Origin of the sequence: Bacillus sp. AR8-1 (assembly GCF_008042345.1) — a bacterium.
GTDB classification, from domain to species: Bacteria; Bacillota; Bacilli; order Bacillales; family Bacillaceae_G; genus Bacillus_A; species Bacillus_A cereus.
The window spans coordinates 70,210-95,646 of record NZ_QNUB01000016.1 but is presented as its reverse complement, the minus strand read 5'-3'; the positions used below and the strand labels follow the sequence as shown (position 1 = coordinate 95,646).

The window sequence follows — 25,437 nt, the reverse complement described above, 5'->3', positions numbered from 1 at the left end:
CTCTTCCCGTAAGTTCCTCTCAAAAAATAATGCCCAAGAAGCTTTTTCTCTATCCTTCTATTTGTGGGCTAGTCATGAGTAGAGATGCCCCCTACTCGTTAGAATTTCACACTATCCTTCCACACATACATACGCATTAGGTGAATGACTATCATTCAGTTTTCCTCAAAAATGAACCTACCTTTTCAGACAGGTTCATCTCACTATTTCTTTATATGTAGTGCATGTGTTAAAAAATCTAGTACTTCTGCCTTTTGTAGCTCGACTTGCTCATCATCTTTATGATCATATAGATACACTTGTTCCGCTGCTGATTCAACTAGAGCGATAAATAACTTCGCTGTTCGCTCTGCGTGAACCGAATCACGAATTTCACCAGCTTCTTTTGCCTCATTTAAAAATTCACTTAGCCACATATAAAGGGGCTCATACACAGCTTCCCATTCTTTTATATGTTCTGTAGATGCAAGACCAGCATACATTAAAGCTTGTATTTCACGATATTCAGCTATAAAGTGAAACACCGCATCTATTACTTGCGTCACTTTACTTGAGAAAGGCGCATCGTTTTGCACTTTTTCTTTCACTGCAAGTATCATCTTTTCAACCATCACTTCTGCTATTGCAGGCATAACAGATAACTTAGAAGGAAAATATAAATAGAAAGTTCCTTGCGCAATGCCAGCTAATTTCACGATATCAGAAATCTTCGTTTTTTCGACGCCCTTTTCCTGAAACACTTCAATAGCTGCATAGACAATTTTCTCTTTTTTATTCATCATCTAAACCCTTTCACACGCATATTGAATGACTGTCACTCATTTTATAAGATAATCGATTGTACTGTCAATGATAGTGAACTCTAAGAGGAAATCATTTTTTTATAATAAAATCTCCTAATAAACAATTAGGAGATAAAAATACAATATACCTTTAAGAAAGTGCCTTTAATCCTGTCACTCCACATACAATAAGAAACACACTAATGATACGCGCTTTACTTTTCGACTCACCAAACAAGAACATGTTTAACAAAACTGCACCTGCTGTTCCGATACCAATCCAAACCGCATACGCGACACTTACTTGTAAAAATAAGAAGGAAGTATACAAAAATGCGAAGGATGTAGCAAACCCACCTATATAAATCGCACCATTGGCTAATGTCTTATCTTTACTATACATTTTAAGTCCTATCACACCGACTATTTCACTAATTGCAGCACAAAATACGAAAAACCAACCCATTTTTAAGCAGCTCCTTCCACAGTTTCTTCTTTATTGTCAGCTAACTTTAAACCGATAACGCCGGCTACTACCATAAGAATGAAGAATAGTTTGCCTGCGCTGAAACTTCCACCGAAAAGAAATACATCCATTAAGAAAGTACCTACCGTACCAGCTCCAGCGAAAATAGCATATACAGTTCCTGTTGCAAGATGTTCACACGCTTTAGAAAGGAAGTGAAAATCAACAGCGATAACTCCTAAAATAATAATCCAATGCCACCAAGTATTAGCCGTATTAAAACCAAACACCCAAAAAATTTCAAAGATACATGTTAATATGACATATAACCAAGCTCTATTTTTCATACCTCTCACCTCTTATGACTGACTATCAGTCATTTTTGTTTTAAAAAAATATACTCTTTCATCAATACTATATAAAAACAAATATCATCCTCATTTATCATTGTATTTGTTCCATTTCTAAGCTAACTGCATCCTGCCATAAAAAATGACTGAATGTCATTCATATGTATTGTACATGAACATTTTAAAAATTGTCAATACCGAAAGTTTATTTAAAATTTCTTTCATCCGATTTGTATATTTCCTAATAATCTGTCAATAATGCTAGTAACATAATATTTTCTCCACTCCCCCTTGGAGAGATCCCTTGAATGGAGCAGTTAGCTTTTGCTAGCTGCTCTTTTTTATTTATCCGCACACTATGATGAAATACTCATAGATCAAATCCATTTTTCATCACATAACAACATCTATTTATTTTCCAATGAGCCTTTGTATGCAATAATTTTATTCTCAAGCATCTTCTCTGTAACCTCTAAGTTTTCTCTTTGAATCTGAATAGATTTCCTATGATCTTCTAGGAGCTGTAAACGAGCTTCTGTTGTATGCACCCCTTCTGTATATAATCTAGCGTATTCTCTTATTTTCGCTATTGGCATTTGCGTTTGTTTTAATTTCATTACAAACTGCAACCACTTTATATGTGACTCTTCGTAAAGTCGATTTCCATTTGTATCACGATTTGCAATTAATATATTTTCCTTTTCATAATAACGTAGTGTATGTGTGCTCACGCCTAATAATTTTGCTACCTGGCTAATTGTGTACATACTAAAACTCCCTTCACAGGCTTACCCTCATATATTTTATAACCGTATCAAATTTATAAAAAACATTTGACTTAGAGTATACTCTAACAAATACAATCTAACCATAAATGAATTTGAATTTAGGGGGATTTTATATGAAATACACGGTTATTACTGGCGCAAGTTCCGGAATTGGTTATGAAGCAGCTTTAGCATTTGCATCTCGCGGAAAAAATTTAGTACTTGTAGCTCGAAGACAAGAAGAATTAAACGGATTAAAATTGAAAATTAACGAAATGCATCCGGAGTTGGATGTTGTCATTCGAAGAACTGATTTATCTGTTACTGAAGATGTTTATAAACTTTATGAAAGCCTACAAGCTTTTCAAATTGAAACGTGGATTAACAACGCAGGTTTTGGTAATTTCGCCTCAATTGCTGAACAAAATTTAAATAAAATCGAAACGATGTTACATGTAAATATAGAAGCACTAACAATACTCTCTTCTCTTTTCGTTCGAGATTATTCAATGGTTGATGGAACACAGCTTATTAACGTTTCATCGGGCGGCGGATACACGATTATTGCTGATGCTGTTACGTATTGCGCTACGAAATTCTATGTAAGTGCATTTACAGAAGGGCTGTCTCACGAACTGAAAGAACAAGGCGCAAAACTGCAAGCAAAAGTTTTAGCTCCTGCTGCAACTGAAACAGAATTTGCGAAGCGTTCATTTGATATTGATGAATTCCAATACGATAATGTTGTACCAAAATTCCACACTGCAAAACAAATGGCACAATTTATGCTCGACCTTTATGATAATGATAAAGTTGTAGGAATTGTCGACGGTTTAACGTATAACTATGAACTTAAAGATCCACTTTATAATTTTGCCGTGAGACAAAAGAATTCAAATTCTTAATAACCTGTCCATTTCTTATGGAAATATATATTCCCACTATATATGTAAATAATAGTGGGAACTTTTTCCCTATAAATTTTTCATCCAACATACCGCACCATCGCCACTTCATCACAATAATCCACCTTTGGACAATGTCTACAATCAATCCATACTTTCTCTGGCAACGCTTCTTTGTTTATAAAATCAAATCCACACTTTTGAAAAAATACTGTTTCATATGTTAAGGAAATTACTCTTCTTACATTTATTTTCGTAGCTTCCTCCATTACATGATTTACGAGCATACGCCCTATCCCTTTCCCTGCATATGTATGCGAAACTACTAACGATCGTATTTCTGCAAGATCTTCTCCTAATACATGCAATCCAGCAACTCCAACAATTCTCTCGTCTTCTTTCATAACATATAAACATTGCAAATATTGATAAAGAGACAAAAGAGAACGTGGTAAAACCACTCCCTCTTTTGCATAAACCTCAATAAGACTATAAATTTCTTTCACATCACTCGTCACCGCATTAAAGATTTTCATATTACATCCCCTTGCCCTCGATATTAATATTTATAACTTTAAATGAATTTAAATTCATAATTTTATATAATAATACAGCTCTCTTTTCTCCTCGTCAATCACTTTATGCAAACAAAAAACCAAGCAATCTAATTGATGCTCGGTTCCTCATCTCGTATCGGCAATACCGTCGAATATTTAATTTCACGAAGTGCTAAACTTGTCTGTATCCTTGTAATACCAAGCTTATTCAGCTTTCTAATAAACTGCTCCAGTTCTTTACGATCACGATTTGCAACCTTTAATAAATAATCGTACTCTCCTGTTAAACAGTGACATTCTAACACTTCCGGCATCGATTCTAATTCTTTCTCCAACACTTCCAGCTTGTCAAATTGATGAATATTTGTACTCATAAAAATAAAGCATAATAAATCAAACCCAAGCTTTTCTTGATTTAAAATCGCAACTTGCTTATCGATGAACCCTTCCCCATCTAACCTTTTTATTCTTGCATGCATCGCAGCCGGTGATAAATTAACGCGACGTGCCAGCTCTGCATTACTTACTTGTGACTCCTTCTGCAATATATCTAAAATTTGTACATCCAAATCATCCAACACTTTAATAACAGACGACTCCATTACAATTCCCCCTTTTTTCTTACCGATGATTATTCGAAAAAACACCTTATACCTTACACAAAACTGAATATCATTCCTTAAATATCATTCATAACTAAATATTTTATCGAGTTTTCACCATTATACAAAAGAATATATTACACAATAAAGAAAAATGCTAAAATTATTTACAATTCGTATTGATTACAAAAAAGGGGATTTTAGCATGCCTTATTTTTACGTCTTTTTACTATTACTAACGAGCTTATTATGGGGAGGAAATTTTGTCGTTGGAAAATCACTCGTCGATCATGCATCGCCGATGACACTGACAAATTTAAGATGGATGATTGCGATTGTTTGTTTATTACCAATGGTATGGTTTAAAGAAAAGAAAATCCTTCCACCACGTACCGCAATACTTCCGTTAATATTGATGGGAATTTCAGGGGTCGCTCTTTTTAACATCTTTCAATTTTTAGCATTAGAAAAAACATCCGCTACGAATGTAGGTCTTATCTCTACTTTGAATGCAATTTCAATCGCATTATTTTCAGTATTATTTCTAAAAGAAAAAGTAAATACACTTCAAATCCTATCCATGATTCTTTCATTCTTCGGGGTTATCCTCGTCCTATTAAAAGGTGATTTCTCGCTTTTATTTTCACTACATTTTAATAGCGGTGATTTATGGATGATTGCAGCAGTTTGTATTTGGGGAATCTATTCTGTTTGCAGTAAATGGGCAACAAAAACAACTACACCACTTATGGCAACGTTGTACTCTGGTATTTTCGGCGTTATTTTATTACTACCGTTTAACATAGGTAGCTTCACTGTTTCAAATATAAATACTTCTTTCATCACATCACTTTTATATACTGGGCTTATTTCGACAGTTCTTTGTATGGTATTTTGGAATATTGGTGTACAAAAATTAGGCGCAACTACATCAGGTATTTTTCTAAACTTCAATCCAATCTTCACAGCCATTTTAGCATTCATATTCCTCGGAGAAGAATTAACGTGGATACAAATTTTAGGGACAATTGTCGTTGTAACAGGATGTTATTTATTTTCTCATTTCAAAACTGTTGCCGTTCAGCCTGTTAGACCTTTAATGCGAAAACATTCTTAATAAAAAAACATCGTCATCTAGGTTGGCGATGTTTTTATTTACTCTTCATTTCTTTTATATACTGCTTTTCCTCTTCTGGCGATAAACGTTCCGTCGCCTTGCCAGTATCTCCACCTTGAAGGCTCCATAAAAAGTTATGCTCCTCAACAGTTTGAGAAAAATCTCCTTTTTCCCATCTATTTATAATAGAAAATAACTTCATTTTATATTGAAAACCTGTACTATTTTCAATATCTCTTTTTACATTAGAAATTTCCTTTTTTGTCATCTCTACAAATCCCCATTTTTCAGAGGATTTTACCTTTTGATGCACCATTTTATGCATAGTAGAAATAATTTCACCTTCACTAATTTGCGGGGCTTCTTCTGCAGCTTTTTTCTCTTTTTCGTTTGCCGCTCGCTCGGTTTGAATATTTGTATTTTCTTTTTCCACATATGCAAGCAATTTCTTTCCGCCAACTATAGAAGAGATGATTACCATAATGGTAATACATATACCTACAATCCATTTAAAAAGCATTAGCTCTTCATCGCTTCCCTAACAATATGACTATCTACATACTGCTTAAACTTCACGATTTTTCCATTTTCAAGCTGCCATACATGAACAAATTCTGCTTCAAATGATTTTCCTGTTTCTTTATAAACTCCAGAATACATACCTTCAGCAATAATTACATCTTTTCCGTTTACTTCATGATATGTATTTACACTTGCTTTATAATCATCCCATTCTGATCCTAAACGGCTAAATACATTTTCCATTATAGCTTCTACGCCTGTATATGTTCCGCCATACGGGAAACCTTCTGCCTCTGTCCATTCCACTTTTTCAGAGAGGGCTTCTGCTAAATGCTTTGCATTCGAAGAAGCTGATCCTTCATACGTGCTTTGAATAATTTCTAAATTTGATTTAGGCATATTACTTCCTCCCGTTTATTTATTTTTACACAAGACGTAACCAATGCAGTTACATCTTGTGTAAAAAAATATTTAAATTATTTCATTCGTAATTCATCAGTTGTAATCATTATAGTTACAATAATTCTTCAAGTCAACAATTTATAAATAAAATTTACTTCGTTTTCATTACTTTCTCTTTTAAGAAACGATCTACATATCCTTCTGCTTTTACTACGAATAAATACGCACCCATTGATAATAATGCAAGATCTAATTCATATCCTGGATTCTTTCCATCTCCTAATAAACCTGCTGCTCCATTTACCTTTACGATAGCTCCAGCTAAAATAAGAGCGAATAACAATCCTACATATCGTACACCTAAACCGATAATTAATAATATACCACCAACTAATTCTACAGTTGCTACGCCGTATGCAAGGCCACCTGGTAAACCGATGCTTGTAAACCATCCTGCTACATTATCGATACCTGATTGAAATTTTGCTAAACCGTGTGCAAAGAACGTAACTCCTAACACGATACGAATAATTAAATTCCCAATATATTGATTCATTTTGAACTCTCCTTTTTGTTTTGTTATGGTGAACTTTTATTTACAAGTCAAAACAATACGGTATTTTATTTCATTCGTCAAATACTTTTTTAAAGAAAACAAAAAACATTATCCGTTTTACGGATAATGTTTTCTTACAAAATAGCGCTAATTCAAGCTTTTATTCTATCGCATAAAAAAAGTTGAAACATTTTTCCAGCGCCAATATAAGGCAGTAAAGAAACGTCCTCTTCCACAACCATTCCAACAACATTCACTTTCTCATCTACAGGTAAATCATGTGTGGCAACTTGCATCTCCCCTGCATATCTACCGTACAATTCATTATCAATTGTAATACTGCCCTTCTTTCTTACAATTGTATGCATCGGCTGTAACACCACTCTATTTCCTTCCCTTGATTCTACAGATCGAATAACATCACGAGCCGGATCTAGTCTATTTGTATGCACTTGCTCCACCACTTTTAATACTTCTTTATCAGTTATAAATGATTTGTAACGCAATGGAATAATCCCTCTACTCGCACTAGCTACTTCTTGCATGCTTTCCAAACCTGCGCTTATATCCCCAATCAACACTTTATCGACGCCACAATCTTGAACCAGTTCTAAATACGCTTCAAGCGGGCGCATATTGCGGTGTTTCTCTAACGTCGGTAAACCTTCATATAACGGACCACGTTTTTCCGCATCTCCTGGAATAAATGCCATCGTTTTTATTCCGCACTCCTGTAAATATTGATTTTGCTTTTGTAAGAAGGACCTTGCTAGTCCTGTCTCTGGACGTGGGTAAAAATTATGCCACGCTTCTACATTCTCTACTCGTATATGTTCTGTAAGTAACTCTTTCCAAAATGACTTTGTAATCGTACTCGCATTTAAAGCTACTTTCATCTTATGAGATACGCTTGCAATTTCTTTTGGCGCAATGCCGTAATCCATTCTTAAACCGGTAATGCCCCAGTCCAATAGTTCTTCCACATTTTCATATGTTAGCCCTAAATGATGTAACGATTTTGGAGAAACATCAACCATTAACTCCATTTCATGTGCAAGAGCTTGTTTCCCTAATATTTGAATTAACTCTTTATACGTATTTGGATCATCTTCTGGAATGTGCAGTGATGTAAAAATAGATGTAAACCCATTTTCCTTCGCTACTTTTAGCCACTCTTTTTGTTTCTCTACTCGTTCTTTTGAAAGATAAATGGAAACTCCGATCATATAAATCTCCCTTTCTATTAATAGAAAAAGAGAAAGGAATCCCTTTCTCTATATGTTTTCTGCCATTTCTTCTTTAAATCCGAAGAAGTACGTAAAGATAAATCCGAAAGCATATGCAATTACTAAACCTAAGAAATATAGTAAATATTTATTGTCAGCAATTAACGGAATTAAAGATAGCCCTGATACGCCAATCCCAAGAGAAGCTGTTTGCATAACTGCTTGGAATGCACCACCGACAGCTGCTCCTAAACAAGCAGTAATAAACGGTTTCCCAAGTGGTAATGTAACCCCGTATAATAGCGGCTCACCAATTCCTAAAAAGCCAACTGGCAATCCACCTTTAATTACATTTCGAAGTCGTTTGTTTTTTGTTTTCACATAAATCGCAATTGCTGCGCCCACTTGGCCAGCACCAGCCATTGCGAGTACTGGTAATAAAGGTGTTACGTGTGTTTGATTAATAAATTCCATATGAATTGGTGTTAAACCATGATGCAATCCGACCATAACGAGAGGTAAAAATGTTCCCGCAAGTACTGCGCCAGCAAATGCTCCGCCAATATTTAAAATAGTATTAATTCCGCTCGTAATACCATCTGATAAGAAACCTGCTAATGGCTGAATGGCTAACATCGTTACGATACTTACAACTAATACAGTAATGAGTGGTGTCACGATAATATCAACTGCATTTGGCACTGCTTTTCGAACTTGTCTTTCCACTACAACCATAAGCCATGCTGCAAAAATAACTGCAAACAATCCGCCCCGTCCGGGCACTAATGCTTCACCAAACAATTTTACGTTTGCCATCGCCGGGTTGAAAATTAAAATACCAGCAATTGCCCCAAGAACCGGTGTCCCGCCAAATTCTTTCGCTGTATTCCAGCCGACTAAAATTCCTAAGAATGTAAAGATACCGCCGCCAATGAGTAGTAACATTTGTAACCACGTTGCATTTGGATCAGCACCAGCATTTTTCGCAAAGTTAGCAACCCCGTTTATAATTCCTGACGCAACAAGCCCCGGAATTAATGGGATGAAAATACTTCCTATTTTTCGTAAAAAGTTTTTCACCGGTGTATTATTTTTCTTCTTAATCTCTGATTTCATCTCTTGCCCAATATCTTCAAGGTGATGATCTGCTACCTCACCAATTCGTAGTCCTGTTAAGCCTTCCATTTCAGCTGCTACTTTATTTACTGTTCCTGGACCAACGACAACTTGAAGCGTCTCATCTTCTATAACACCCATAACGCCTTCAACTTTTTTCAAAAGGTCCATATTTACTTTACTTTCATCATGAAGCGTTAAACGTAGTCTCGTCATACAATGAGCAATACTACGAATATTTTTTATTCCTCCAAGTTGCTCCGAAATTTCCTTGGCCATTCTCTCTTCTTTCTTCATAATAGAATCCCCCTCCCTATTATTTTATAGTGCTTTCTTCACAAACCCTTTTGCGCATTTTAGTTTCTCCAGTGCTTCCCCATATTCGCACTGCAACAACACCATAACAATGGCAGCTTTTACGTTACGTTCTGCCTTTTCATAATACTCTGTCGCTACTTCATAACTGGCGCCTGTTGCTTCCACAATAATTCGTTTTGACCGTTCTACTAACTTTTCATTTGTGGATTGAACATCTACCATTAAGTTTTTATATACTTTTCCTACACCAATCATCGAAGCTGTTGAAATCATATTCAACACTAATTTTTGTGCTGTACCAGCTTTTAAACGCGTTGATCCTGTTAATATTTCTGCACCTGTCTCTACTTCCACATTTAACTTTGCATATTTACTTATTTCAGCATTTTTATTACAAGAAATACTCGCTGTACTCGCTCCTACGCTCTGTGCGTATTTCAAGCCGCCAATTACGTAAGGAGTTCTGCCACTTGCAGCAATTCCAATCACTGTATCTTTCTCATTTAATCCAATACTTTTTAAATCTTCTTCTGCTAACTCTTCGCGATCTTCGGCACCTTCCACCGCTTTAGTAAACGCTTTCAATCCACCTGCTATAAATCCTTGCACCATTTTATCATCCGTGCCAAATGTCGGCGGACATTCCACTGCATCTAGAATACCTAAACGACCACTCGTACCAGCACCAATGTAAATTAAACGTCCCTCTTCTTCAAAAGATTTAATAACAGTCTGTACAACCTTTTCAATTTGTTCTATCTCTTTTTCAACTGCTAACGCAACAGTTCGATCTTCTTCATTCATACTTTGCAACACTTCTTTTATGCTCATCTCATCCAAATTCATTGTTTTCTCATTACGATGTTCTGTCGATAAATTTTCTAACATATTGCCACCCTCCTTGAAATTATATTTCACACTTTTATTATAACTTTAAGAAACTAAAAATCAATAACTCTTTCTTATTTTATGAAATAAAATTTCACAACATGACATATTTGTGTCAAAGATAATAAAAAAGATGAGTCTCCTCATCTTTTCTTCTACTTTAACTTCCGTAACCGCAACGCTTCTTCTCGCGTCTCCATAAATTGATCCAATACTTTATTGCCAATTCGGTTGAAAGTAATCACATATAAAGCATCAATCATATTCAGTTGCGTCATTCTCGACGCAATACTTGCAATACGATGATCTTGTTCTACATCTGGCATACAAAGACGAATGTCCGCTTCTTTATATAAGGGGGATGATTGATCTAGCTTCGTAATTCCAATAACAGTTGCACCTTGTCTCTTTGCATACTGCGCCATTTCAAGCACATCTCTCGTTCGACCAGATGTTGAAATCGCAACAAATATATCGCCCTCTTTTAAATTTGTCACAAGCGGCAACATCATATGAAAATCAGATAGCATCATCGCTGTAAATCCGAGCCGCGTAAATTTATAAGCCCCGTCCATTGCTGGCGTAGCTGATCCGCCTACTCCGTAAAATATAATTTTATCCGCATTGACAATACGATCTGCAGCTTTCTCAAGTTCCTTCTTATCTATCGCAGTAACGCTCGCCTCAATTGCAGCTTTATTCACATAAGTAACTTTATTAAACAAATCGTACGGTCCATCTTCCGTATTCATCACTGAAAAATCATTTATATTATAATCAGCAATCGTTAATTCACGAACGAGTGCTATCTTAAATGCTTTAAAACTTCCGATTCCAATCGATTTACAAAAGCGAACGACACTCGCTTCACTTGCGCCTGCATTCGTTGACACTTCTTTCGTCGTTAAATTCGGTACAATCTCTGCATTCTCCATTATGTACATGGCAACCTTCTTCTCAGCTGGTGAAAATTGATCCATATTACTTTCAATTTTAAATAGTAACGTTGAAGCTTTCACTATTTAACCTCCACTTCTTACGGTTGCGTTCACTTATTTTCTCTTGCTTCAAGAAGGTAAAAACCATCATCGCCAGGAGGATGAAACACATTTACAATGCGGTTCCCTTTTTGATAAACAGTTCTTTCTCCTTCTGTCCACTTCTCTTTCCAACCGTTCATCCAAATCGTAACATCAGGTAAAAAAGCAGTATATTTCAGCTTCTGATCGTACTCACCATCTGCTTCTTTCGAAAAAATAGAAACCGGAAAATCTTTCACTTTTGATTCTTTCCATGCAGTAAATGGTATACATACTGCAATAAGTACAATTACACCGATAACCTTCTCCTTCGTAATCTTCACACTTCCCTCTCCTTGTCATATCACATACATAGATTTTACCATAATTACAAACCCTTCATGCTATATGACTATTGCTTTTAGGAATAAAAAAAGGGCTTACCTACATCAGATAAGCCCTTCCTCTCTATACAAAATATTTCTTCAAAAGTGGCGGTGTAATAATCGTCGTCAATATAACAACAATAACAATCGCTGTGAAATTTTCTTTCGCTAATAAATTCGCCGTAAGTCCATTTGCAGCGATGATAAGCGCTACTTCACCACGTGATACCATCCCCGCGCCAATACTAATAGAAGATTGGAGGTTAAACCCTGTCAGCCTTGCTCCTAAACCAGATCCGATTAACTTTGTGAAAATCGCAATGAGAGTCATAATAATAATGAACCAAAGCTGGCTTCCAATGCCTTGAAATGTAATTTCCATTCCGATACTTACGAAGAATACTGGAACAAATATTGCATAAGCGATCGGTTCAATTTTATGTTCCACTTCATGCTTATACTCTGTTTGAGAAATAGCAATTCCCGCGGCAAATGCTCCAATAATACCTGCAATTCCCATCATTTCACTGTAATAAGAAAAAGAAAAGCAAATAATAAGAGCCGCGCTAATTAACGCTTCTGTTACACGAAGCGGTACAAGCATTTTCATAATCCAAGGAACGACTTTCCAAGCAATAAAAACAATACTTACAAAGAAAATAATTTTCTTTGCAATGACAAGTGTTATATTCACATCTTGTGTTCCTAAAAAACTCATTACAAATGCCAATAAAATAACGACAATGACATCATCAAATACGGCAGCACCTAAAATTGTTGTACTTTCTCTCGTATTCATTTTTCCTAGATCACGTAGCGTCTGGACCGTAATACTAACCGATGTTGCGCAAAGTAATAACCCTAAAAAAATGGCATGGGACTGTATTAATCCAAACAGCAATCCTGTTACATAACCACCGATGAAAGGAAAAATAATTCCACCAGCCGCTACTGCAAATGAAGATTTCAAATTCCGGTTTAACTCTTCTAAATCTGTTTCAAGTCCTGCCATAAACATAAGTAGCAAAACACCAATCTCACTCAGTTCATCAATTAGTTCAGAACTATTAATAATACCGAGTACAGCCGGACCGATAATAATACCAACAATTAACTTACCAAGTACAGAAGGCTGACCCAGTCTCACACTAATGTCACCAGCTAATTTCGTACAAAGTAAAATGACGACAAGTTCAAAATAAAATAACATAGCATCTGCTCCTACTTTAACTTTAATCAGTGGGTCGTTAACCCCCGTCCATTTCTGCAAGTAGTTTCCCCTATTGATCCGCATTTTATTTGTCATATTTTTATTTGACAAAATATTCTGAATTATATTAAGATTAATCCAGCAATTTTAAAAAACTACATACCATAACTGCACCTCCACTTACTTACTCTTTTTTAATGGGCTCATACTATAGTCGCAGTTATGGAAATGAAAAAACGGGGGGAGAGTCCAAAGTGAAGTCATTATTACGAAAAAAAGCGCTTAGTACTGAATCACCAAAGCAGCTAGATAGAACATTAACTGCACTTGATTTAACGTTTTTAGGGATCGGCGCCGTAATTGGGACAGGGATCTTTGTATTAACAGGTATTGTTGCAGCAAAACATTCTGGTCCTGGTATTATGCTATCATTTCTTATTGCTGCATTTACTTGTGCTTGTGTAGCCTTTTGTTATGCTGAATTTGCTTCTTCTATTCCTGTCTCAGGAAGTGTGTATACTTACGCATACATGACAGTCGGAGAAGTCGTCGCCTTCATCGTCGGATGGTGTTTAATGCTCGAATATTTACTTGCCGTTGCAGCAGTAGCTGTCGGTTGGTCTGGTTATTTGCAATCATTACTACAAGGGTTCAATATACACCTGCCCGCCATAATCGCCTCGGCCCCCGGCGTAGGAAAAGGTGGTCTCATCGATTTACCAGCTGTCTGCATTTTACTTCTTATTACTGGCCTTTTAAGTTTTGGTATACGTGAAAGTGCACGCATTAATAATATTATGGTTCTTATTAAACTAGCTGTTATCATTGCCTTTATCGTAGCAGGTGCAAAATATGTAAAACCTGAAAATTGGACACCGTTCATCCCATTCGGATACGACGGTATTATTACTGGGGCTGCCACTGTGTTCTTCGCCTTTTTAGGTTTTGATGCAATCGCAACCGCTGCAGAAGAAACGAAAAAACCGCAGCGTGACTTACCAATTGGTATTATCGGTTCTCTTCTTATTTGTACTGTTTTATATATGATTGTATCTTTCGTTTTAACAGGTATGGTTCCTTATACGCAATTAGACGTCTCTGATCCAGTTGCATTTGCATTGCATTTCGTTGGTGAGGATACAATTGCAGGACTACTCGCTGTCGGAGCGATGACTGGAATGACAACCGTTCTCTTAGTCGTTATGTATGGACAAGTTCGCGTTTCGTATGCAATGAGCCGTGACGGTCTACTTCCAAAAGCGTTAGCACGTGTAAATAAAAGAGTAAAAATCCCTTTATTAAATACGTGGATTACTGGCGTTGTTGCCGCTTTATTAGCAGGACTTTTAGATTTACATTTGCTAGCGAATTTAGTAAACATCGGCACGTTAACAGCCTTTACATTCGTTTGCTGCGCAGTACTTATTTTACGAAAAACACATCCTGATTTAAAACGTGGATTCCGTACACCTTTCGTACCTGTATTACCAGTTGTCGCGATTCTTTGCTGCTTATATTTAATGATCAATTTGTCTAAAACAACATGGATTAGCTTTGCAGTTTGGCTTATAGTCGGCTTATGCTTCTATTTCTTCTACTCTAGGAAACATAGTCATTTAGCTACCGAAAAAACGAATGATGAAAAGAAAAAAGCATAACAAAATAGCTCGCCGTTTTAGCGGCGAGCTATTTTTCTGTACTATTATATTTTTTCGTTAACGACTGTAAAATGAAAAATATGCCGATGCAAGCTGTAAACCATGCCCAATTTCCTATTGGCGTTGCGTATTTAATAATTCCAATACCTACAAGTAATAGGAAAATAATCACCTGATATATGAGCTTCCACTTTTGCATATATTCCCTCCTTTACTTCGTTCCCTTCTTTTTCTTCTTCCATGCATTTAAACTATCAAAGAAGAAATTAATAAATAACGTGCCTAAACCCGCTAATAAAAACGTCATTAAAAATAGAACCCAAATACTTTTCTCTTTTAAGAAATAATATCCTACAAGGAGCACAACCGCAATCCATACATATTCAAGAATTCTTTTTAGCTTTTTCTGTTCCAAATTATTCGCTCCTTCATTCTATACTACTTTTAGTATAACAAAAAAGAAGCCTATCATGATAAGCTTCTTTTCTTCTCTCTTATTTGTTTATGCTTTTTTCAACAAGTGAAATCGTATACTCTAATGTACGATTCATCGTTTCTACCTGTGCATCTTTTACTTTTACATCTTTCACTACAGCTTCGGCCACTGTAATTTTTTGAATCAGTGCTTTCATTGAACCGTCCGTTACATTTGCATCTTGCGCTTTTTTCACTACTACTTTTGCAGATTCAATATTGATTTGTAATTTTTCTTTCGGTGTTTTCGGTTGTTCTACTACTTTAGATTGTACAAATGTTACATTAGCTGTTTTTAATTCGTTATATGTTTGAATAATTTGTTCCCCAGTACTTCCTACATTTTCAAATGCTTGCTTTGCAATGTTATAGCTTTTCTCTAGTTCTTGAAATGCTTCCTTTGAATATTGACCTGGCTTATCACCAAACTCATACGTACCAGCTAACACTTCTTTCACTTTTCCAAGCTCTTCATATAACGCGTTCACTTGCTCTAACTTTGTGCGGTTAGAAAACTCATTGTACGCCGCTAATACTTCTGAAGAACTTAACGCTTTACTATATAATTTCGCAAGCGCGATTTGTCCATTTAACGGAATACCACCATTTCCGTTACTATCAGGATCCGCTCCAAATGCAAATGGTACGTTTGGATGATACACTTTCCCAGTAGCTGGCTGACTATTTACTTTTTTACCATCTACGTAAATTGCCACTTCGCTTCCGTTATACGTTCCTGTTAAGTGATATGTTTTGTTTGCTTCTAATTGAACGCCAACACGTTTATAGCTACCACCAATGTGAGCCCATAATTCAACATATCCACTCCCTGTAGACTCAAATCCAATTCCGCCGCCTTCTGTATTTTGCAAAATACCTTGTCCGCGAATTTCATTCATTGAAAATACAGTTTCTAACGTAAACGTATTTGCTATTTTCTCTTTTTGTGCTGCTGAAAATGGAAGGTATCCAAATGTATTTGCTTTTCCGTTTAACTTCATAACATTCTTCTTCAATGTTTTATCATATTCAATAGTCACATTGCCCTTCATATCACCTTTTGTACCAAATGGTGAATTGTCTTTAAATGTACCATCTGCAAAGTTTACATCGAAAACATCAGCTTTTGGTACTTTCACATTCGGGTCAATATTATCTTTTTTCGTAGTAATTTCCGCAGTTAACGGCTGCGCGGTTTCATTGCCAAATGAATCAATCGCAACTACTTCAAGTGTATATGTTTTCCCGCCATCTAACCCTGCAAGCGTAAACGTAAGATCTTTCGGCACTGGATCACGATAAAACTCTGAGAATGCTAACAATTTATTTTTTATTTCACCCGTTTGCTTATCTCTAGCTTGTACACGGTAAGAGTGAACAAGGAGGTTGTCCAATGCTTGCGGGAATGTTACTGTTGCCGCATTTTCTGTTACATTTGATACAGCAAGCTTTGCATCCTTAGCAAAGTAAGGCTTTTCTTTATCACGATCTTCTACATGTGTAAATGTTTCTTTCTTTGCTGGTAATTTAATTTTCCAAGGCTCGCCTGTCCAAGAATTCGTATGGAAATCACGACGATTAATCGTTACTTCTTTATCATCTACTTCTACTAATAAACCTTGGCTTAACGTACTAGCTCCTGGCGGGATATTCCCTTGTACTTTACCACCTTCAACTTCCATATAACTTACTGAAGATGTACCAACTGATGTAAAGTCTTTTTGATGTATCGATCTCGGATCATCTAATGGATAATGTGAATGACCTGAAAACGTAATAACTTGTGGGTATTCTTTTAATACCGCATTAATTTTTGCGCTATCTTGTGTTCCCCATTCATGACTACCGTATACTGTCTCTTTAATGTGTTGATGTAAAAATACAAAAATCGGTTTTTCTGGATCATCTTTTTGCGCTTTTGCCATTTCTTCTTTTAACCAATTAATTTGCTTGTCCGAATAATAGCCATGAGTTGTTCCATTCTCTGGAGACATAACAAGGAAGTGATAACCTTTTACCACTTTATGATAATAAATTGATTCCATACCTGTTTTTTCTAAGAAACGCTTCTGCGCACCTTCTACAGATAAACCGTTCCAATAATCATGGTTACCAAGAGAATTCATTCGCACAGCATCTTTATTTGCATTTTCATTGTACACTTGCATGAAACGATCATATTGCTGCACCGATCCTGTATCCGTGAAATCACCTACAATAACAAATGCATCTTGCTTCGGTGCTAATGTATTAAACTGTTCGATCGCTCTTTTCCAGCGAAACGTATCATCTGTTCCACTATTTTTAATATGCACATCACTTACAACTGGAAAAACTATCTTCTTCTCACTTGATGCCTTTTCTTGCTTTTTCTCTTCCGCCTTGACTGATGTACTCCACGGAAATGATACGAACGCTAATACAAAAACCATTAATAATCCAATAAGGCCTTTTACTTTTCTTAAAGCATTTCTGTCCACGTGAATCCTCCTCATAATAATTGATTCATTACAAGGGCTATTTTATCTAATACATGTTAATGTCGTTTAAATAACAAATGAATTTTATTAGATTTTTGTAAATATACAGTTAATTAGAAATTAAGTCCAACATTCCTCGTACTATTGTATACAACCACCTTTTGTCTAAAAGAGTCTGATCATTCTTTTCCTATGACTATTCACATATAATCTTTTCTATAACGCTAATGATAAGTTAAGGTTTAAGCCTATTAGACAATCTTAATTTTTAATATTTCCTTCTTTTTTTAACACATCGGCCATGCTTTTACATTTAATAGTAGTAAAAAACAACTTAAAAGGAGGGGTTGTATTGAAGAATAAAAAAAATATCGGCTGTTTCGCTCCTTTATCTATTATTTGTCCAGACCCTTGTCCACCGCCCCCTCCTCCAAATCCAAATTGCGAGCGAGTAACAAATGAATTTGCAGGGAATTTCCTCATAACTAATAACACCATCCCCTCTGCCAAAGATGCATCACAATCAATGATACTATGGCAAAGTGATGGGATACTACTTATATCAGGTACTGTCTCGGTTTACAATAGTACTAGCAGCACCGAAGCAATTACAATTCAAATCGTTGGAACAGTAACCAATATTTTCACTGTGTTTCCTGGTAATACAATATCGTACACAGGAAAAAACCTACAGTCGGTCAATATTATCAATATAACAAGTAATCCTTCACTATATTTAGAAGGCAAGTACTGTTGCGAATTTACATGTTGCTTATAGAATACCAATTTCATTACTTTCTCAATAAAAAAAGCATACCATTTACGGTATGCTTTTTTTATGAAATCGGATAACGTACAGTAATACAAAACTCTCCTTGATTAACAGTTGTTCCTGTCGTAGTAATTCGAACAGTCGTAAAATATCGTACAGTGAAAGTACCACTACTTTGCGGCTGTACAGTAATTGTATCAATTACTGTAGCACCAACTAAAAAATCAACTGTAATCGGGTTCGCACCTACATCATATTTCACGTAACCTGAACCATATACTTCTTGCGTGATATTATTTGTATATACAATTTGAGTACCAGCACCTGTAATAGACCAGTCTGTACATACTTGGTCTTGCACAAGTGTTTTATTAGAACAACAAGACAAACTGGAACTTCTCATTCCCATTTCGATCCTCTCCTATTCTGCTATGAAAGTGGATAACGTGTTGTAATACAAAATTCTCCCTGATACGTTCCAGCAGGTGTTGCAGGTAACACAACTTGTATACTATCAAAGCGACGATACGTAAAAGCAATACTCGTTCCTGGGTTTAATGTTTGTGTATCAATTGTACCCCCAGCAGAATCAAGCGCTTCTACAGTAATTGGGCCTGGTCCAACATCATATTTAACAAAACCAGTACCAATTACGTTTTGGTTAATATTATTTGTATAGAGAACATTATCAATTGCTGTTGCAACTACAGTAGCAGACCACGGACTACACACTTTATCTTGCACATAATTTTTATCTGGACAACAAGTTAATGCTGACCCTGAGCACTCACAAGACATAGCTGTTTCCCCTCTCTCTTTTATATTCCCTATATGTGTATGTCCCTCAGAGTCTTTTGCCTGTACTATTCATCTATTTTCAAAAAATATTCAAATGACTAAATAGATTCCGTTTTATTTCTTTTCTTCATATATTTATAGACAAAGATACTAGCAACGATAAGAATAACGCCTCCTAATATTGGTAGCATATATTGCCCAACAACATCTGCTGCTTTTTCCCAATGCGGACCTAATTTCATTCCAAAATAAACATACAAAGTCGTTAACGGGAACATTGCTACAAATGTATATATGCTGAATTTCCATATGTTCATTTTCGCCATACCGCATGGAACAGAAATAAGCGTTCTAACTCCCGGTACAAAGCGTCCAACAAATGCTACAACTGGTCCATATTTCTCAAAGAAATCATCTGCTTTTTGAATTTGTTCTTCTTTAATAAAGAAGTATTTTCCGTATTTTATTAATAGCGGACGACCACCGTAATAACCGAGTGCATATAACGTTAACGGTCCTGTCGTTCCGCCAAGCGTTCCGGCTAGTACAGCAAGCCAAAAATTCATATCACCCTCGTATACCCAATACCCAACCATGGGCAAAACTACTTCTGCCGGAATAAATTCAAACGTTAATGCTAACACAACTCCAAAATAAGAAAACTGCTTTAAAAACTCGATTATATCTAAAATAATTTGCTCCATATTTTTAACTCCTATCCTACATTTACGTTATGCTTTTCTTGTAATTGAACTGGCGCCATTTTTACAATTCGGTTCAAAATAAATAACACAATTCCAATATCATCTAAAATACCGATAAACGGCAGGAAGTCTGGAATTAAATCGAGCGGCATCGCAACATAACCAACTAAAAACGCAATAGATAAAATTTTCTTCTTTATTGAAACCTCTTTTGAAGTGAAAAAGTCAAATAGGAATGGAACAAATCGGCGAATATGAAATACAACTCTTAATCTACTAATAAGTTTTTTCATTTTTATATCTCCTCTCTTTGTATACGAAAAGGACCCTACCAAATATGGTAAGGGTCCTCAAAAAGACAGAAAGGGGCCTTTACCATTGCTGGTAAAGGTCTCACTAACAACGAAACGTTGCCAATAAAGCCGAGGGTTTCTCCCTGTAATGACGACTTTACTGTAATAAGTTACTCCCCTTTATACACAATTTTATACACTCACATTAAAATATTTCAGAGGGCTTGTCAATATATTTTATATCCCAATCCCTTTCGTAAAAAACAAAAAACGTATAGGAAATTTCTTACTATCTCATAATATACATAATCATTTTTGAACGAAAGGAGATGTTTCATTTGCATACTGTATGGAAAGGTGCACTTTCACTTGGACTATTAAATATAGGAATCAAACTATATAGTGCCGTAGAAGAAAACGACATAAAATTTTTAAGTCTTCATAAAGAATGCTTAACACCTATTAAATATAAAAAATTTGCTCCTGATTGTACGGATGAAGAAATTGATGATAAAGATATTGTAAAAGCCTATGAATACGCACCTCATAAATATATTATTATGGATGAAAAAGAATTAGCTGAATTACAACAAGCTCATGAACCACGATCCATTCGTATTATATCTTTTGTCCAAAATAACGAAATTGATTCTGTTCTCTATGATCGCTCTTATTTTATAGGACCTACCCTAGGACATGAAAAATCATATTTATTATTAAAAGAAGCTCTTGAACGTACGAATAAACTTGGTCTTATCCATATTTCCATTAGAAAAAAACAACATTTAGCTATTATCCGTAACTTTGAAGATGGGCTTATATTACAAACTATTCACTACCCTAATGAAATTCGCGATATAACAAATACACCTAACTTACCAAGTAATGAAAATTATCCAATTCAAAAACAAGAACTCACAGCAGCAATCAATTTAATCCACCATCTTACAAATCCTTTCGAACAAGAGTTATATACAGATGAATATAAAGAAGCTCTTACCGAATTAATCGAAAATAAAATTGAACAACAGGAAAAAACCGAAACCATCTCTCCTGCTCCAAACATCATCAATATTATGGAGACATTACAGGCAAGTATTGAACAAGCAAAAATAAAAAGAGACAATAAAACAGAAAAAGAGGCCAAATAAAATTGACCTCTTTTTTCTTTAAAGCGGATTACATTTTGGCATCTCAAGTCCAGAAGATTGTGCTAATTTTAATAAGTAATAACATTCTTCTCTTGCCATATGATCCGCCATTCTAGCAGATAATGCACTTAATATTTCATTCGATAACTCCATCTCTTCAACCTCATGGAGAAAATGCGAAAATAATTTTAACTCAAGTGAAACATCTTTTGTAAACTTCTTTAATGCAGGAAAATGATGAAGCTCTGTCCGTAAATAACCTGTCATCTCAACTGCCTTTAAGTAAAATTGTTCAAAGTGCTTCGTAAATTCTTCACTTTTCTCTTTCAATCTTTTTTCAACAAGATCTAATCCACCAGAAATAGAGCCTGCATGACCAGCCGCATCCGTTAACCAAACGAGATGGTAATGTAATTCATGAAAAACAGGCGGAACTTCTCCTTTCTTTAAAAATTCTAACACCGTTATATATTCTTCTACTTCGTTTACCATATGATTGATGAAAGTTGGTGTAAAATGAATAGTGATTTTTCCCTCGAGTTGTTTCTGTATAATACTTAATTTAAACGTTCGTATTTCCTTTGCGGCTCGTTCTGCCTCTTTTGAAAATGCAATGAGATTCACATTATGAACTTTATTTAAAAGATTCGTAAATGTTTCAAGAAAATATGTGGCCTTCTTTATATCTTCTTTTTCCTTCGGAGCTAATGCATCAAGTAAAAATTGCGAATGATCAGTAAGCACCCTTAGCCAAAATTGATGCTCAAACAACGCACTTTCTTCATAATTCCTCTCCACTAAATCGCCTCCGTTTATTCATCCTTCTCTATCACTTGAAGTTTATATCCATCTGGGTCTTGTACTACAATACTCTTCTCACTTTTGTTTTCTGTATATGCAATTTTATAAAACACTAACCTCTTCTTTAAATTCTCTATGTTAGAAATTGAAAACATTAGAACATCAACCGCATCCGTAACACTCTTCTCACGCCCACCCAAACTACGATTCATTACAAAACTAATTCTCGTTGAATCAGTATCATACCAAACCCCTGTTACATCTAATTGGGGTCTTTCTAAACTAGGCTTGATTCCTAAAATCCCTTCATAAAAATACAGAGTTTCCTTTAAGTTCTTTACTTCTAACACGATTAAATTCTTTACATTCTCCACATTCATTCCCCCTGTACTTATTACTTTTTTATATGTGTCATAAATGCTCATTATGTCTGAATACAATACGTAGTAATGAACATGTAAGGAGGTTTATTCATGAATAAATATATGAGATCATTCGTGCCCTATCATAGTCCTCTCGATCCTTGTCCTCCTATCGGAAAAAAATATTATTCTACTCCTCCTAATTTATTTTTAGGCTTTCAACCGCCAAACTTGCCTCAATTCACACCAAAAGAAGCACTACAAAAAGGGACTTTATGGCCTGTTTTTTATGACTATTATGAAAATCCTTATAAAAAAGGGCGGTGACTACTGACGTGAATCAATCGCTACCAGAAGAATACTATCAGCTTTTACTGGAGCTTCAAGAATTAGACTTTGTACTAGTTGAACTCACTCTTTATTTAGATACACATCCAGATGACACCGCCGCGATTAATCAATTTAATGACTTTTCCTATAAGCGGAGAGTATTAAAACAAAAGATGGAAGAAAAATACGGACCACTCCAACAGTTTGGAAACAGCTATTCTAATGCCCCTTGGGAATGGAGCAAAGGTCCTTGGCCATGGCAAATATAAAGGAGAGAAACTATGTGGATTTATGAAAAGAAATTACAATACCCAGTTAAAGTGGGAACTTGTAATCCCGCACTTGCAAAATTATTAATCGAGCAATACGGTGGTGCAGATGGAGAATTAGCTGCTGCACTACGTTACTTAAATCAACGTTATACAATTCCTGATAAAGTCATTGGCCTACTTACTGATATTGGTACAGAAGAATTTGCTCACCTTGAAATGATTGCTACGATGGTTTATAAGCTGACGAAAGATGCGACCCCTGAACAAATGAAAGCTGCTGGTCTTGACCCTCATTACGCTGATCATGACAGTGCTCTTCATTACCATAACGCTGCTGGTGTTCCATTTACTGCAACCTATATACAAGCTAAAGGTGATCCAATTGCCGATCTATACGAGGATATTGCAGCTGAAGAAAAAGCACGCGCAACATATCAATGGCTCATTAACTTATCAGATGATCCAGATATAAATGACAGCCTACGCTTCTTACGTGAACGAGAAATTGTCCATTCACAACGTTTCCGAGAAGCAGTTGAAATTTTAAAAGAAGAACGCGATAAAAAAATATTTTTTTAAAACACGTATCCTAGCGATATGTGTTTTTTTATGTTAAAAGTTAAATCCTTCCTATTAAACATATAAATAGTATATTTATTCGATTTAATGCATTATTTTTTAATATTTTCAAAATTCCCTATTGCTTTCTAGTCATCAGACCTTTAAAATAATAACAGTTACTCGACAAATTATTTGAATTTTCGACAAAAACACTCATTAGGAGGATTTTCTTTATATGCATACAACTTTAAAACCAGCGCAAATACTTTCGATTAGTTTATTACTATTCGCAGTTTTCTTCGGTGCTGGTAATATGATTTTCCCGCCCCTTCTTGGTCTTTCTTCCGGAGAAAATATGTGGGTTTCCATTACAGGGTTTATTATTACAGACGTCGGTTTATCTTTACTTGCTATCGTTGCTGTTGCCCTTGCTGGTGGTAGTTTTAACACTTTAGCGAGCCGTGTTCATCCAAAATTCGCAGCAGTATTCGCTATCATTATTTATCTTTCAATCGGCCCACTATTTGTTATTCCACGAACTGGATCTGTATCTTATGAAATCGGGATTGCACCACTTTTCCCAGATCAATGGTATTCTATGTTAGTTTTTAGTGCGATTTTCTTTACAGTCGTTTACTTCTTATCATTAAATCCATCCAAGCTAGTAGATCATATCGGTAAAATATTAACGCCAATTTTACTTGTAATTATTGCAATTATGGCAACAAAAGCGATTCTTTCACCAGGGACGTTTGCAGAACCTATCGGTGACTATAAAGACATCCCGTTTTTCAAAGGATTTCTTGAAGGATTTTTAACGTTAGATGCAATTGGGGCTCTCGTACTATCAACAATTGTTGTAAATGCAATTCGTCAAAATGGTATACAAGAGAAGAAATCTATCGCAAAATATACAATCATTTGCGGAAGTATCGCTGCTCTATTCTTAACAATTGTTTACTTCTTACTCGGTTATATTGGAGCTTCAAACGGAAACTTAGGACAATTCGAAAACGGTGGGCAGCTATTAGCTACTGTTATGTATCAATTCTTTGGGACAAGCGGGAATGTTTTATTAAGTATCGCCATTATCTTCGCTTGTTTAACAACAGCAATCGGCGTTGTAAGTGCATTCGCCAACTATTTTGCAACAGTATTAACGAACGTTTCTTACAAAAAGCTCGTACTATACGTTTGTATCTTTAGCTTCGTGATTTCAAACTTAGGTTTAAGTTTATTAATCAAAATTACTTTACCTGTATTAATTATTTTATATCCAATTACGATTATTTTAGTTTTCGTATCATTTATCGATAAATATACGAAACGTAAACCTTCTGTCTACATTGGAGCGATGATCGCAGCGTTTATTATTAGCTGTATTCATGCACTTGATAATGTGGGAATGATACCAAGTTTTATCGCTAATATCGTACACACGATTCCTTTTTATAACTTAGGAATCGGCTGGATCGTTCCAGCAATAATTGGTGGTATAATCGGATACTTTATTCCGCAAACAGAAGCGGAAGGCGAAGTCTCTACAAAATAAAGAAAAGAAGCAAGCATGAAATACATGCTTGCTTCTTTTC

At 35.6% G+C, this 25,437-nt stretch carries 34 protein-coding genes; 9 read left to right on the top strand and 25 right to left on the bottom strand.

All coding sequences use genetic code 11. The annotated features are described in order from the left end of the window. Positions 1-203: 203 nt before the first annotated feature. From DN400_RS09970 to DN400_RS09955, 4 genes are all read right to left on the bottom strand, one after another. Positions 204-782: a TetR/AcrR family transcriptional regulator gene (locus DN400_RS09970; protein ID WP_001996782.1), complete on the bottom strand. Its 579-nt coding sequence runs from the start codon at positions 780-782 to the stop codon at positions 204-206. A gap of 151 nt (positions 783-933) precedes the next feature. Continuing rightward, the gene (locus DN400_RS09965; protein ID WP_000539671.1) at positions 934-1,248 is read right to left on the bottom strand and encodes a DMT family transporter; all 315 of its coding nucleotides are present in this window, start codon (positions 1,246-1,248) and stop codon (positions 934-936) included. Positions 1,249-1,250: 2 nt separating this feature from the next. Beyond that, a complete protein-coding gene (locus tag DN400_RS09960) occupies positions 1,251-1,595 on the bottom strand; it encodes a DMT family transporter (protein WP_000796018.1) in 345 nt (114 codons plus the stop codon). A 410-nt stretch (positions 1,596-2,005) separates the two neighbouring features. Then, positions 2,006-2,365, bottom strand: a complete 360-nt coding sequence (locus tag DN400_RS09955) for a MerR family transcriptional regulator (RefSeq protein WP_065228353.1) — start codon at positions 2,363-2,365, stop codon at positions 2,006-2,008. Between the two features lie 134 nt (positions 2,366-2,499). On the opposite strand from DN400_RS09955, the gene DN400_RS09950 reads away from it, so the two are divergent. Next, on the top strand, positions 2,500-3,270 hold the full coding sequence (locus DN400_RS09950; protein WP_147801655.1) for an SDR family NAD(P)-dependent oxidoreductase: 771 nt from the start codon (positions 2,500-2,502) through the stop codon (positions 3,268-3,270). Between the two features lie 80 nt (positions 3,271-3,350). Here the strand turns inward: DN400_RS09950 and DN400_RS09945 are convergent, their stop codons facing one another. After that, positions 3,351-3,806 carry an N-acetyltransferase gene (locus DN400_RS09945; RefSeq protein WP_000689151.1) on the bottom strand — a complete coding sequence of 152 codons (456 nt, stop codon included), beginning with the start codon at positions 3,804-3,806 and terminating at the stop codon, positions 3,351-3,353. Between the two features lie 128 nt (positions 3,807-3,934). Continuing rightward, positions 3,935-4,429, bottom strand: coding sequence for an Lrp/AsnC family transcriptional regulator (locus DN400_RS09940; protein WP_000446096.1), 495 nt, complete (start codon positions 4,427-4,429; stop codon positions 3,935-3,937). A gap of 205 nt (positions 4,430-4,634) precedes the next feature. Between DN400_RS09940 and DN400_RS09935 the strand changes: the two genes are divergently transcribed. Continuing rightward, entirely contained in the window at positions 4,635-5,546 is a 912-nt protein-coding gene (locus tag DN400_RS09935; protein ID WP_001146242.1) for a DMT family transporter, read from the top strand. A gap of 34 nt (positions 5,547-5,580) precedes the next feature. Here DN400_RS09935 and DN400_RS09930 read toward each other — a convergent pair whose 3' ends face one another. The 9 genes from DN400_RS09930 to DN400_RS09890 all read right to left on the bottom strand — a co-directional run bounded on the left by DN400_RS09930 (position 5,581) and on the right by DN400_RS09890 (position 13,285). Then, positions 5,581-6,066 carry a PRK06770 family protein gene (locus DN400_RS09930; RefSeq protein WP_000897996.1) on the bottom strand — a complete coding sequence of 162 codons (486 nt, stop codon included), beginning with the start codon at positions 6,064-6,066 and terminating at the stop codon, positions 5,581-5,583. Further along, a complete protein-coding gene (locus tag DN400_RS09925; protein ID WP_059304115.1) occupies positions 6,066-6,467 on the bottom strand; it encodes a nuclear transport factor 2 family protein in 402 nt (133 codons plus the stop codon). The genes DN400_RS09930 and DN400_RS09925 overlap by 1 nt, the downstream gene beginning before the upstream one ends. A 154-nt stretch (positions 6,468-6,621) precedes the next feature. Beyond that, positions 6,622-7,026 (bottom strand): DoxX family protein, encoded by a 405-nt coding sequence (locus DN400_RS09920; RefSeq protein WP_001077751.1) that lies wholly within the window; start codon positions 7,024-7,026, stop codon positions 6,622-6,624. A 152-nt stretch (positions 7,027-7,178) separates the two neighbouring features. Further along, positions 7,179-8,252 (bottom strand): DUF871 domain-containing protein, encoded by a 1,074-nt coding sequence (locus DN400_RS09915; RefSeq protein WP_097997695.1) that lies wholly within the window; start codon positions 8,250-8,252, stop codon positions 7,179-7,181. Positions 8,253-8,300: 48 nt separating this feature from the next. Further along, positions 8,301-9,665 carry a PTS transporter subunit EIIC gene (locus DN400_RS09910; RefSeq protein WP_072939902.1) on the bottom strand — a complete coding sequence of 455 codons (1,365 nt, stop codon included), beginning with the start codon at positions 9,663-9,665 and terminating at the stop codon, positions 8,301-8,303. 24 nt (positions 9,666-9,689) lie between these two features. Continuing rightward, positions 9,690-10,574, bottom strand: coding sequence for an N-acetylmuramic acid 6-phosphate etherase (gene murQ / locus DN400_RS09905; RefSeq protein ID WP_000892347.1), 885 nt, complete (start codon positions 10,572-10,574; stop codon positions 9,690-9,692). 155 nt (positions 10,575-10,729) lie between these two features. Further along, positions 10,730-11,593, bottom strand: a complete 864-nt coding sequence (locus tag DN400_RS09900) for a MurR/RpiR family transcriptional regulator (protein WP_000648167.1) — start codon at positions 11,591-11,593, stop codon at positions 10,730-10,732. Between the two features lie 29 nt (positions 11,594-11,622). Next, on the bottom strand, positions 11,623-11,937 hold the full coding sequence (locus tag DN400_RS09895) for an outer surface protein (protein WP_098907959.1): 315 nt from the start codon (positions 11,935-11,937) through the stop codon (positions 11,623-11,625). 124 nt (positions 11,938-12,061) lie between these two features. Further along, the gene (locus tag DN400_RS09890) at positions 12,062-13,285 is read right to left on the bottom strand and encodes a cation:proton antiporter (protein ID WP_043936780.1); all 1,224 of its coding nucleotides are present in this window, start codon (positions 13,283-13,285) and stop codon (positions 12,062-12,064) included. 101 nt (positions 13,286-13,386) lie between these two features. On the opposite strand from DN400_RS09890, the gene bcaP reads away from it, so the two are divergent. Further along, entirely contained in the window at positions 13,387-14,847 is a 1,461-nt protein-coding gene (gene bcaP / locus DN400_RS09885) for a branched-chain amino acid transporter BcaP (RefSeq protein WP_153592908.1), read from the top strand. A gap of 28 nt (positions 14,848-14,875) precedes the next feature. Here bcaP and DN400_RS29370 read toward each other — a convergent pair whose 3' ends face one another. The 4 genes from DN400_RS29370 to DN400_RS29830 all read right to left on the bottom strand — a co-directional run bounded on the left by DN400_RS29370 (position 14,876) and on the right by DN400_RS29830 (position 18,311). After that, positions 14,876-15,046 (bottom strand): hypothetical protein, encoded by a 171-nt coding sequence (locus DN400_RS29370; RefSeq protein WP_001174835.1) that lies wholly within the window; start codon positions 15,044-15,046, stop codon positions 14,876-14,878. 12 nt (positions 15,047-15,058) lie between these two features. Continuing rightward, positions 15,059-15,262, bottom strand: coding sequence for a hypothetical protein (locus DN400_RS09880; protein WP_000435796.1), 204 nt, complete (start codon positions 15,260-15,262; stop codon positions 15,059-15,061). Between the two features lie 79 nt (positions 15,263-15,341). Next, positions 15,342-17,801, bottom strand: coding sequence for a LamG-like jellyroll fold domain-containing protein (locus DN400_RS09875; RefSeq protein ID WP_065228345.1), 2,460 nt, complete (start codon positions 17,799-17,801; stop codon positions 15,342-15,344). A gap of 261 nt (positions 17,802-18,062) precedes the next feature. Further along, the gene (locus DN400_RS29830; RefSeq protein ID WP_033657453.1) at positions 18,063-18,311 is read right to left on the bottom strand and encodes a hypothetical protein; all 249 of its coding nucleotides are present in this window, start codon (positions 18,309-18,311) and stop codon (positions 18,063-18,065) included. Here DN400_RS29830 and DN400_RS09870 point away from each other — a divergent pair. After that, the gene (locus DN400_RS09870) at positions 18,196-18,579 is read left to right on the top strand and encodes an S-Ena type endospore appendage (RefSeq protein ID WP_232292655.1); all 384 of its coding nucleotides are present in this window, start codon (positions 18,196-18,198) and stop codon (positions 18,577-18,579) included. The genes DN400_RS29830 and DN400_RS09870 overlap by 116 nt on opposite strands. A gap of 58 nt (positions 18,580-18,637) precedes the next feature. Here the strand turns inward: DN400_RS09870 and DN400_RS09865 are convergent, their stop codons facing one another. The 4 genes from DN400_RS09865 to DN400_RS09850 form a co-directional block, all read right to left on the bottom strand. Beyond that, positions 18,638-18,982 (bottom strand): DUF3992 domain-containing protein, encoded by a 345-nt coding sequence (locus tag DN400_RS09865; RefSeq protein WP_000525814.1) that lies wholly within the window; start codon positions 18,980-18,982, stop codon positions 18,638-18,640. Positions 18,983-19,002: 20 nt separating this feature from the next. Beyond that, positions 19,003-19,371 carry a DUF3992 domain-containing protein gene (locus tag DN400_RS09860; RefSeq protein WP_065228344.1) on the bottom strand — a complete coding sequence of 123 codons (369 nt, stop codon included), beginning with the start codon at positions 19,369-19,371 and terminating at the stop codon, positions 19,003-19,005. Between the two features lie 98 nt (positions 19,372-19,469). Further along, a complete protein-coding gene (locus DN400_RS09855; protein ID WP_000435017.1) occupies positions 19,470-20,075 on the bottom strand; it encodes a DedA family protein in 606 nt (201 codons plus the stop codon). 11 nt (positions 20,076-20,086) lie between these two features. Beyond that, entirely contained in the window at positions 20,087-20,368 is a 282-nt protein-coding gene (locus tag DN400_RS09850; RefSeq protein ID WP_000733837.1) for a YkvA family protein, read from the bottom strand. A 338-nt stretch (positions 20,369-20,706) separates the two neighbouring features. Between DN400_RS09850 and ku the strand changes: the two genes are divergently transcribed. Beyond that, on the top strand, positions 20,707-21,519 hold the full coding sequence (gene ku, locus DN400_RS09845) for a non-homologous end joining protein Ku (protein ID WP_065228343.1): 813 nt from the start codon (positions 20,707-20,709) through the stop codon (positions 21,517-21,519). An 18-nt stretch (positions 21,520-21,537) separates the two neighbouring features. On the opposite strand, the gene DN400_RS09840 is transcribed toward ku, so the two are convergent. Together DN400_RS09840 and DN400_RS09835 are read right to left on the bottom strand one after the other, a co-directional pair. Further along, a complete protein-coding gene (locus DN400_RS09840; protein ID WP_000440991.1) occupies positions 21,538-22,317 on the bottom strand; it encodes a DUF2935 domain-containing protein in 780 nt (259 codons plus the stop codon). A gap of 14 nt (positions 22,318-22,331) precedes the next feature. Further along, positions 22,332-22,745: a VOC family protein gene (locus DN400_RS09835; RefSeq protein ID WP_072939912.1), complete on the bottom strand. Its 414-nt coding sequence runs from the start codon at positions 22,743-22,745 to the stop codon at positions 22,332-22,334. 48 nt (positions 22,746-22,793) lie between these two features. On the opposite strand from DN400_RS09835, the gene DN400_RS09830 reads away from it, so the two are divergent. The 4 genes from DN400_RS09830 to brnQ2 all read left to right on the top strand — a co-directional run bounded on the left by DN400_RS09830 (position 22,794) and on the right by brnQ2 (position 25,397). Beyond that, positions 22,794-23,009 (top strand): spore coat associated protein CotJA, encoded by a 216-nt coding sequence (locus DN400_RS09830; protein WP_001046257.1) that lies wholly within the window; start codon positions 22,794-22,796, stop codon positions 23,007-23,009. 8 nt (positions 23,010-23,017) lie between these two features. Continuing rightward, a complete protein-coding gene (locus DN400_RS09825) occupies positions 23,018-23,281 on the top strand; it encodes a spore coat protein CotJB (protein ID WP_001076510.1) in 264 nt (87 codons plus the stop codon). Positions 23,282-23,293: 12 nt separating this feature from the next. Continuing rightward, positions 23,294-23,863 (top strand): spore coat protein CotJC, encoded by a 570-nt coding sequence (cotJC, locus tag DN400_RS09820; RefSeq protein ID WP_000265273.1) that lies wholly within the window; start codon positions 23,294-23,296, stop codon positions 23,861-23,863. Positions 23,864-24,080: 217 nt separating this feature from the next. Continuing rightward, positions 24,081-25,397, top strand: coding sequence for a branched-chain amino acid transport system II carrier protein BrnQ2 (brnQ2, locus tag DN400_RS09815; protein WP_065228341.1), 1,317 nt, complete (start codon positions 24,081-24,083; stop codon positions 25,395-25,397). Positions 25,398-25,437: the final 40 nt, after the last annotated feature.

Coding starts and splice junctions, on each gene's coding strand:
- DN400_RS09970 (WP_001996782.1), bottom strand. CDS start 782: ATGATGAATAAAAAAGAGAAAATTGTCTATGCAGCTATTGAAGTGTTT.
- DN400_RS09965 (WP_000539671.1), bottom strand. CDS start 1,248: ATGGGTTGGTTTTTCGTATTTTGTGCTGCAATTAGTGAAATAGTCGGT.
- DN400_RS09960 (WP_000796018.1), bottom strand. CDS start 1,595: ATGAAAAATAGAGCTTGGTTATATGTCATATTAACATGTATCTTTGAA.
- DN400_RS09955 (WP_065228353.1), bottom strand. CDS start 2,365: ATGTACACAATTAGCCAGGTAGCAAAATTATTAGGCGTGAGCACACAT.
- DN400_RS09950 (WP_147801655.1), top strand. CDS start 2,500: ATGAAATACACGGTTATTACTGGCGCAAGTTCCGGAATTGGTTATGAA.
- DN400_RS09945 (WP_000689151.1), bottom strand. CDS start 3,806: ATGAAAATCTTTAATGCGGTGACGAGTGATGTGAAAGAAATTTATAGT.
- DN400_RS09940 (WP_000446096.1), bottom strand. CDS start 4,429: ATGGAGTCGTCTGTTATTAAAGTGTTGGATGATTTGGATGTACAAATT.
- DN400_RS09935 (WP_001146242.1), top strand. CDS start 4,635: ATGCCTTATTTTTACGTCTTTTTACTATTACTAACGAGCTTATTATGG.
- DN400_RS09930 (WP_000897996.1), bottom strand. CDS start 6,066: ATGCTTTTTAAATGGATTGTAGGTATATGTATTACCATTATGGTAATC.
- DN400_RS09925 (WP_059304115.1), bottom strand. CDS start 6,467: ATGCCTAAATCAAATTTAGAAATTATTCAAAGCACGTATGAAGGATCA.
- DN400_RS09920 (WP_001077751.1), bottom strand. CDS start 7,026: ATGAATCAATATATTGGGAATTTAATTATTCGTATCGTGTTAGGAGTT.
- DN400_RS09915 (WP_097997695.1), bottom strand. CDS start 8,252: ATGATCGGAGTTTCCATTTATCTTTCAAAAGAACGAGTAGAGAAACAA.
- DN400_RS09910 (WP_072939902.1), bottom strand. CDS start 9,665: ATGAAGAAAGAAGAGAGAATGGCCAAGGAAATTTCGGAGCAACTTGGA.
- murQ (WP_000892347.1), bottom strand. CDS start 10,574: ATGTTAGAAAATTTATCGACAGAACATCGTAATGAGAAAACAATGAAT.
- DN400_RS09890 (WP_043936780.1), bottom strand. CDS start 13,285: ATGACAAATAAAATGCGGATCAATAGGGGAAACTACTTGCAGAAATGG.
- bcaP (WP_153592908.1), top strand. CDS start 13,387: ATGGGCTCATACTATAGTCGCAGTTATGGAAATGAAAAAACGGGGGGA.
- DN400_RS29370 (WP_001174835.1), bottom strand. CDS start 15,046: ATGCAAAAGTGGAAGCTCATATATCAGGTGATTATTTTCCTATTACTT.
- DN400_RS09865 (WP_000525814.1), bottom strand. CDS start 18,982: ATGGGAATGAGAAGTTCCAGTTTGTCTTGTTGTTCTAATAAAACACTT.
- DN400_RS09860 (WP_065228344.1), bottom strand. CDS start 19,371: ATGTCTTGTGAGTGCTCAGGGTCAGCATTAACTTGTTGTCCAGATAAA.
- DN400_RS09855 (WP_000435017.1), bottom strand. CDS start 20,075: ATGGAGCAAATTATTTTAGATATAATCGAGTTTTTAAAGCAGTTTTCT.
- DN400_RS09850 (WP_000733837.1), bottom strand. CDS start 20,368: ATGAAAAAACTTATTAGTAGATTAAGAGTTGTATTTCATATTCGCCGA.
- DN400_RS09835 (WP_072939912.1), bottom strand. CDS start 22,745: ATGAGCATTTATGACACATATAAAAAAGTAATAAGTACAGGGGGAATG.
- DN400_RS09830 (WP_001046257.1), top strand. CDS start 22,794: ATGAATAAATATATGAGATCATTCGTGCCCTATCATAGTCCTCTCGAT.
- cotJC (WP_000265273.1), top strand. CDS start 23,294: ATGTGGATTTATGAAAAGAAATTACAATACCCAGTTAAAGTGGGAACT.
- brnQ2 (WP_065228341.1), top strand. CDS start 24,081: ATGCATACAACTTTAAAACCAGCGCAAATACTTTCGATTAGTTTATTA.